This is a genomic window from Marseilla massiliensis (assembly GCF_016899955.1).
Taxonomy (GTDB): domain Bacteria; phylum Bacteroidota; class Bacteroidia; order Bacteroidales; family Bacteroidaceae; genus Prevotella; species Prevotella intestinigallinarum.
On the sequence record NZ_JACJJL010000089.1, the window covers coordinates 1 to 830 of the forward strand.

Consider the following 830-nt stretch of genomic DNA (forward strand, 5'->3'; position numbering starts at 1 on the left):
TTGGATGCTTCTACCATAGATAATGTCTTAGCAGGTACAGATGATTCCAAGCCCAAAGAGGAAAGGCTGTTGTCGGTCTTAAAATTAGACCGAATCGGATTTTATCCCGGCGATGAAAACTATGCAGTATGGGATTATACCATAGGTCGTGAAATTGCAGATATGCTGGTGGTTGTCAATACTAATAGTGCTGGAGAAATTAACTATGTAACGTGGGAGAGTTGAATAGCGATTAACAAGCGGATAAATCTCCCTAACGGTCGATTATCCGCCAAACATTAGCAACCCTGTAAATAGAAATTATATGTTCATTGAAAAATTAAATCAATATACAGAAGAACAGATTATCGGGCTAAAAAATGAAGGTAATCAGTTGCGATTGTTGATAAAAGAACAACCTGACATTGAGAAATTGAAACTTCTAAAAGAAGCTATAATCAATGAAGCGACAGAGGTTACATTGGTAATTAGTTCAAATAACAACAATCTGATCGCTTTCTCCTATTTTGAATGTATAAGTAACAATGTAATAGGAGTTGAATCGTATAATTACACCGAGAATATTCTGAAAACAATTGAAGGAATTTCAATATTCAGAAATTTGAGGAGTATAGTTATTGATGCACTATATGATAAAAAGCTCTGCATTGACGAACTTGTTTCATTGGAGAAATTGGAAGAACTCTGTATGAGTTTTTATCCTATAACGAAATATCAATATCCTGCATTGAACAAACTGAACGGACTGAAGCGATTAAAAATAAAAGGGTTAGATTCGAACAAATTGTCCTGTCTACCAAACTTGGAAACATTAACTTGCTTTAATTTAA

General features: G+C 34.1%; 2 protein-coding genes. Both read left to right on the plus strand.

The window, feature by feature from the left end:
- Window positions 1–225, plus strand: a 225-nt coding sequence (locus H6B30_RS16020) for a DUF2004 domain-containing protein (protein ID WP_205112243.1), incomplete at its 5' end; no start/stop codon positions are given.
- A 79-nt stretch (window positions 226–304) separates the two neighbouring features.
- The coding region (locus tag H6B30_RS16025; RefSeq protein ID WP_205112244.1) for a hypothetical protein at window positions 305–830 on the plus strand (526 nt) is incomplete at its 3' end.